The organism is Flavobacteriaceae bacterium GSB9 (assembly GCA_022749295.1).
Classification (GTDB): domain Bacteria; phylum Bacteroidota; class Bacteroidia; order Flavobacteriales; family Flavobacteriaceae; genus Flavisericum.
In genome coordinates this window covers 3330628-3337500 of sequence record CP062007.1, presented here as the reverse complement: position 1 = coordinate 3337500, position 6873 = coordinate 3330628, and the positions used below count along the sequence as shown (strand labels likewise).

The window sequence follows — 6873 nt, the reverse complement described above, 5'->3', positions numbered from 1 at the left end:
ATGCCGGACCGCTCGACTAGTGAGCTGTTACGCACTCTTTAAATGAATGGCTGCTTCCAAGCCAACATCCTAGCTGTCAAAGCAGTCCAACCGCGTTTTTTCAACTTAGCATACATTTGGGGACCTTAGCTGATGGTCTGGGTTCTTTCCCTCTCGGACATGGACCTTAGCACCCATGCCCTCACTGCCGATGAACATTTTATAGCATTCGGAGTTTGTCTGGAATTGGTAGGCGGTGAAGCCCCCGCATCCAATCAGTAGCTCTACCTCTATAAAACTATAAATCGACGCTGCACCTAAATGCATTTCGGGGAGTACGAGCTATTTCCGAGTTTGATTGGCCTTTCACCCCTACCCACAGGTCATCCGAAGACTTTTCAACGTCAACCGGTTCGGTCCTCCACTGTATGTTACTACAGCTTCAACCTGCCCATGGGTAGATCACACGGTTTCGCGTCTACCACTACTGACTATGGCGCCCTGTTCAGACTCGCTTTCGCTACGGATCCGGCACTTAATGCCTTAACCTTGCCAGCAACGGTAACTCGTAGGCTCATTATGCAAAAGGCACGCCGTCACCCTTACGGGCTCCGACCGCTTGTAAGCGTATGGTTTCAGGTTCTATTTCACTCCCTTATTCAGGGTTCTTTTCACCTTTCCCTCACGGTACTGGTTCACTATCGGTCTCTCAGGAGTATTTAGCCTTATGGGATGGTCCCCACAGATTCATACAGGGTTTCACGTGCCCCGCACTACTCAGGATACTGCTATCGCATTGCTCTTTACCTATACGGGACTATCACCCTCTATGGCCTGTCTTTCCAAACAGTTCTAATTCATCGCAACTCGAACATTGCAGTCCTACAACCCCGGCACTGCCGTAACAGCACCGGTTTGGGCTAATCCGCGTTCGCTCGCCACTACTAGCGGAATCACTTTTGTTTTCTCTTCCTCCGGGTACTTAGATGTTTCAGTTCCCCGGGTTCGCCTCCTTATAGGATAACATGTCTTCAACATGCTGGGTTGCCCCATTCGGATATCCACGGATCAAATCGTATGTGCCGATCCCCGTGGCTTTTCGCAGCTTATCACGTCCTTCTTCGCCTCTGAGAGCCTAGGCATTCCCCATACGCCCTTGTTTAGCTTATTGTACTTTTTGCTTTTTTAATGAGTTCGGAAGTCTGTACCGCTCGCGTGGTACAGAAATCCTTAAATTAATTATTGCTTATAGAACCGGATAAATCCGATCCTAAAATTTCATGTATCTTTTTTTCAATATGTCAATGAACTTCTTTCCGCACTGCGGAACCGTGGAGAATATCGGAGTCGAACCGATGACCTCCTGCGTGCAAGGCAGGCGCTCTAGCCAGCTGAGCTAATCCCCCATTGTGGAATTCAGAATTATGAATTCAGAATTACGAATGTTGAATCCCCTTGCTTCTAGAATTTCCTTTAATTAGTAGTCTCAGGCAGACTCGAACTGCCGACCTCTACATTATCAGTGTAGCGCTCTAACCAGCTGAGCTATGAGACTCTACTTAATTATTGTAATTATAAATCAACAGCTTTGAGAACAGACTATCTCTTGCAACAGTCTTGATACCTTTGGTCGTCTTTCTCTAGAAAGGAGGTGTTCCAGCCGCACCTTCCGGTACGGCTACCTTGTTACGACTTAGCCCTAGTTACCGATTTTACCCTAGGCCGCTCCTTGCGGTGACGGACTTCAGGCACTCCCAGCTTCCATGGCTTGACGGGCGGTGTGTACAAGGCCCGGGAACGTATTCACCGCATCATGGCTGATATGCGATTACTAGCGATTCCAGCTTCACGGAGTCGAGTTGCAGACTCCGATCCGAACTGTGATAGGGTTTATAGATTCGCTCCGCCTCGCGACGTGGCTGCTCTCTGTCCCTACCATTGTAGCACGTGTGTAGCCCAGGACGTAAGGGCCGTGATGATTTGACGTCATCCCCACCTTCCTCACGGTTTGCACCGGCAGTCTTGCTAGAGTTCCCATCTTTACATGCTGGCAACTAACAACAGGGGTTGCGCTCGTTATAGGACTTAACCTGACACCTCACGGCACGAGCTGACGACAACCATGCAGCACCTTGTAAGTAGTCCGAAGAAAGACCTATCTCTAGATCATGCAACTTACATTTAAGCCCTGGTAAGGTTCCTCGCGTATCATCGAATTAAACCACATGCTCCACCGCTTGTGCGGGCCCCCGTCAATTCCTTTGAGTTTCATTCTTGCGAACGTACTCCCCAGGTGGGATACTTATCACTTTCGCTTAGCCACTCAGACCGAAGTCCGAACAGCTAGTATCCATCGTTTACGGCGTGGACTACCGGGGTATCTAATCCCGTTCGCTACCCACGCTTTCGTCCATCAGTGTCAATACATTGTTAGTGATCTGCCTTCGCAATTGGTATTCTATGTAATATCTATGCATTTCACCGCTACACTACATATTCTAACCACTTCACAATCATTCAAGATAACCAGTATCAAAGGCAATTCTACGGTTGAGCCGCAGACTTTCACCTCTGACTTAATCATCCACCTACGGACCCTTTAAACCCAATGATTCCGGATAACGCTTGGATCCTCCGTATTACCGCGGCTGCTGGCACGGAGTTAGCCGATCCTTATTCTTACGGTACCGTCAGGCCGCTACACGTAGCGGTGTTTCTTCCCGTATAAAAGCAGTTTACAACCCATAGGGCAGTCTTCCTGCACGCGGCATGGCTGGATCAGGGTTGCCCCCATTGTCCAATATTCCTCACTGCTGCCTCCCGTAGGAGTCTGGTCCGTGTCTCAGTACCAGTGTGGGGGATCCCCCTCTCAGGGCCCCTACCTATCGTCGCCATGGGGTGCCGTTACCACTCCATCTAGCTAATAGGACGCATAGTCATCTTGTACCGATAAATCTTTAATGCAAGGACCATGAAGTCTTTGCATACTATGGAGTATTAGTCAGAATTTCTCCTGGTTATTCTCCAGTACAAGGCAGATTCTATACGCGTTACGCACCCGTGCGCCGGTCGTCATCAAAAAAGCAAGCTTTTCCATGTTACCCCTCGACTTGCATGTGTTAGGCCTGCCGCTAGCGTTCATCCTGAGCCAGGATCAAACTCTTCATCGTTAAATTTTTAAGTCTTGTATGACTTGTGTTCTTAACGGCCTCAGAAATCTTTCTTGGCACTCAAAATGGTCTATTCTCTTTGTCGAGAAACACCGTTTCCGATGTCCCTCTTACGCTGTCGATTCAATATGTCTATGAACTTCTTTTCTCTTTACCCAACTCGTTTCCTCGTTAAGCGGGTGCAAATATAAAACCCTTTTTTTAATCCCACAACGGTTATCTGGATTTTTTTTAAGTTTTTTTTCTTTCGATAAAAACCGTGCCAAAAACTGTCGGTGAACTCTCGCCGCAAACGGCGCTGCCGTTTTTAGCGGCTGCAAATGTACAGCCTTTTTTCTTTCCGCCAAATGTTTTTTTGACTTTTTTTTCGGAACCTTTTCCAGGCCCCAAAAACACATCCCGAACAACCTCTCCATGAACTCCCGCCGCAAACGGCCGTACCGTTTTTAGCGGCTGCAAATATACCACCCTTTTTTATTCCCAAACAAACTTTTTGGGGACTTTTTTTTGGTTTTTTTCGAAACACGACCCTAACACGCTCTTTTGTTGAAAGTTGGAACGGAAAGTTTTTTGTGCAGCTTAACAGAACAGAACCGTCGTTCCGTTCCGTTCCTTCCCTTTTCAATGCACACATGTACCTGGACTATACCGACCGTAATGGCTCGAGAGCTGAATTCCACCCCAGAACCTCGCGCCTGGGATTGGAGAGGGCCCCTTTTGGAGGCACGGCAAAAAGGTACAGCGCAAGGCACGGCCCCAGGCAACGCCATAAAAAACCAATATTGACCTACAGAAAGAAGTTCCATACTATACTCTAAAAGCTATTACTATATGTATCTTTTAGAATTTAGGACAAAATTAAGTCGTAATATGAATGGAAACTTAACGAGGCTACCGAGTCACAAAAATACCTATAGAGAAAAAATCTTATCCATATGTATAAACACCCAACTCTACTTTTACTGAATAAATTTAAGCTTAAACAAAAGCACTCTATTTAAATCGTTCTAGTTGTTTCATCATTTTGTCAACCTTGGCTTTCCACAAACCATTAGCTCCTCTATTAAAACCATGAGTGGTTTCTTCATCATACAACCTCTGGAACCTCCTACACGCTATCCATATTTTTTTATATTCCGACAAATAAACATTAAACCTTGATTCTTTAACAGCTTTTAATTCATTAAATCTTTGCCTAATTTTTCTAGCAAACAATTCGGCTATATCAAAATGTAACTGTTCATGACTCAATAGTTTTATTTCATCTGTAACTTTTTTAAACCACGATTCCTTTTTATAAAACTGAGCAAAAACAGTTAACTTTTCATAGTCTTTTATTCTATCTTTTTCATCAACCATAACATTTTGAGGATAGATTTCAATTTTATAAGTTGTTTGTGCTTGGCCTTTGGAGACAACATCTGGTTTCGCTTGAAAGTCCAAAACCTTTAATTTTTGGTTCTCGTTCCAATTTAAAACACTTTCTGATTGGGCATTGATTTTTAAAACTACAATCAATAACAATAAAATCAAGTTTCTATTCATAGTACTTCACGTAGTTTTTCAGTTAAACCACTAAAACTAATATTTTTTCTGTTATACCTCGTTCCTTAATACGTCTCCATAAATATACATATATAATATTGTATGTGTTTTAATATCCTATTATCTTTGCAGCCGAATTTCAATTAGATTTATGATACATATTACTTTACCCGATGGGAGCGTAAAAACGTTTGATGAAGGCGTTACACCAATGGATGTTGCAAAGAGCATTAGTGAAGGGCTTGCCAGAAATGTTATTTCTGCAAGTTTCAACGGCACAACTGTAGAAACGGTAACTCCATTGACCACCGATGGTAAACTGGTTTTATACACCTGGAGAGACGACGAAGGCAAAACGGCGTTTTGGCATAGTAGTGCGCACGTATTGGCCCAGGCTATAGAAGAATTATATCCAGGCGCCAAACTAACAATAGGCCCAGCTATTGAAAATGGGTTTTATTATGATGTAGATTTTGGCGAACACACAGTTTCTGAAAAGGACTTTAAATCTATTGAAAACAAGATGCTTGAAATTGCCAGAGGGAAGCACGACTTTAAAATGCGCTCGGCAACTAAAGCCGAGGCTTTGGAACTTTACAGTGAGAATCCGTTTAAAACCGAATTAATCGAAAACTTAGAAGACGGCACTATCACCTTTTGCGACCACTCTACTTTTACCGATTTATGCCGCGGAGGGCACATCCCAAACACAGGCATTATAAAAGCAGTTAAAATTTTAAGTGTTGCTGGCGCATACTGGCGAGGTGATGAAAACAAACCGCAACTAACTCGCGTTTACGGTATTTCGTTCCCTAAACAAAAAGAACTTACCGAGTATTTAACCATGCTAGAAGAGGCCAAAAAACGCGACCACAGAAAACTGGGCAAGGAACTTGAGCTTTTTACCTTTTCACAAAAGGTAGGACAAGGTTTGCCGCTATGGCTACCTAAAGGCGCTGCTCTGCGCGAACGCTTGGAAAATTTCTTAAAGGCCGCACAAAAGAAGGCTGGTTACGAAATGGTGGTTACCCCTCATATCGGTCAAAAAGAACTTTATGTGACTTCGGGTCACTACGCCAAATATGGCGAAGACAGCTTTCAGCCCATCCACACCCCAAAGGAAGATGAAGAGTTTTTGTTAAAACCCATGAACTGCCCGCACCATTGCGAAATCTATAAAAGTGCACAATGGAGCTACAAAGATTTACCAAAACGTTATGCCGAATTTGGAACCGTTTACAGATATGAACAAAGTGGTGAATTACACGGCTTAACACGTGTACGAGGATTTACACAAGACGATGCACATTTATTTTGCATGCCAGAGCAACTTGACGAAGAGTTTAAAAATGTAATCGACTTGGTACTTTATGTGTTTGGTTCACTTGGCTTTGAGAACTTTACAGCACAAGTATCTGTAAGGGATCTTGAAAATCCCGACAAATATATTGGTGATGTTTCCAATTGGGAAAAAGCCGAGCAAGCTATTATCAACGCTGCCAAAGACAAAGGCTTGGATTATGTTATTGAAACCGGCGAAGCAGCTTTTTATGGTCCGAAGCTAGATTTTATGGTAAAAGACGCCTTGGGTAGACGTTGGCAATTAGGCACTATTCAAGTAGATTACAACTTACCCGAACGTTTTGATTTAACGTATAAAGGTAGCGATAACGAATCGCACAGACCAGTAATGATTCATCGTGCACCGTTTGGTAGTATGGAACGTTTTGTGGCCTTACTATTAGAACACACAGGAGGTAATTTCCCTCTTTGGCTTATGCCAACGCAAGTTATTATACTATCTATTAGTGAGAAATTTGAAAAATACTCACAAAAAGTTTTAAATTTGCTAGAAAATAACGAAATTCGCGCCCTTGTAGACCATAGAAATGAGACCATTGGGAAGAAAATTCGGGAAGCCGAAATGCAAAAGCACCCATATATGCTCATCATAGGCGAGCAAGAAGAGAAAGAAAACAAAATTACTGTGCGTCAGCACGGTGGAGCAGATTTAGGAATGATTTCTGTAGAGGAATTTACCGAAATAATTAAAAACGATATTAAAACGACGTTGAAATCGTTTTAATGAAAACATAAAAATAAAGTTTAATTTAAAACCATAACGCCATAGCAATTAGAAGAAGACAAAAGCCCAGAAGGGTAAAACAAGAGGATAAGC

The 6873-nt window shown here is 43.4% G+C and carries 4 protein-coding genes, 2 tRNA genes and 2 rRNA genes (1 of these 8 only partly in view); 2 read left to right on the top strand and 6 right to left on the bottom strand.

Going from position 1 to position 6873, the window contains the following annotated elements; translation table 11 throughout:
- The 5 genes from GSB9_02984 to GSB9_03370 form a co-directional block, all read right to left on the bottom strand.
- Positions 1-1150, bottom strand: a 23S ribosomal RNA gene (locus GSB9_02984); it reaches 1672 nt to the left of the window's first position.
- A gap of 161 nt (positions 1151-1311) precedes the next feature.
- A tRNA-Ala gene (locus GSB9_02983) sits at positions 1312-1385 on the bottom strand.
- A 75-nt stretch (positions 1386-1460) separates the two neighbouring features.
- A tRNA-Ile gene (locus GSB9_02982) sits at positions 1461-1534 on the bottom strand.
- A gap of 89 nt (positions 1535-1623) precedes the next feature.
- Positions 1624-3149: ribosomal RNA gene (locus GSB9_02981) — 16S ribosomal RNA — on the bottom strand.
- Together the 16S and 23S rRNA genes with 2 tRNA genes alongside form the textbook arrangement of a ribosomal RNA operon.
- Positions 3150-3380: 231 nt before the next feature.
- Positions 3381-3608 (bottom strand): hypothetical protein, encoded by a 228-nt coding sequence (locus tag GSB9_03370; protein UOR30054.1) that lies wholly within the window; start codon positions 3606-3608, stop codon positions 3381-3383.
- Between the two features lie 87 nt (positions 3609-3695).
- On the opposite strand from GSB9_03370, the gene GSB9_03365 reads away from it, so the two are divergent.
- Entirely contained in the window at positions 3696-3935 is a 240-nt protein-coding gene (locus GSB9_03365; GenBank protein ID UOR30053.1) for a hypothetical protein, read from the top strand.
- A 207-nt stretch (positions 3936-4142) separates the two neighbouring features.
- Here GSB9_03365 and GSB9_02980 read toward each other — a convergent pair whose 3' ends face one another.
- Entirely contained in the window at positions 4143-4694 is a 552-nt protein-coding gene (locus GSB9_02980) for a hypothetical protein (protein ID UKM66396.1), read from the bottom strand.
- A 151-nt stretch (positions 4695-4845) separates the two neighbouring features.
- Here GSB9_02980 and thrS point away from each other — a divergent pair, with 151 nt between their 5' ends.
- Positions 4846-6780, top strand: coding sequence for a threonine--tRNA ligase (gene thrS, locus GSB9_02979; protein ID UKM66395.1), 1935 nt, complete (start codon positions 4846-4848; stop codon positions 6778-6780).
- Positions 6781-6873: the final 93 nt, after the last annotated feature.

Coding starts and splice junctions, on each gene's coding strand:
- GSB9_02980 (UKM66396.1), bottom strand. CDS start 4,694: ATGAATAGAAACTTGATTTTATTGTTATTGATTGTAGTTTTAAAAATC.
- thrS (UKM66395.1), top strand. CDS start 4,846: ATGATACATATTACTTTACCCGATGGGAGCGTAAAAACGTTTGATGAA.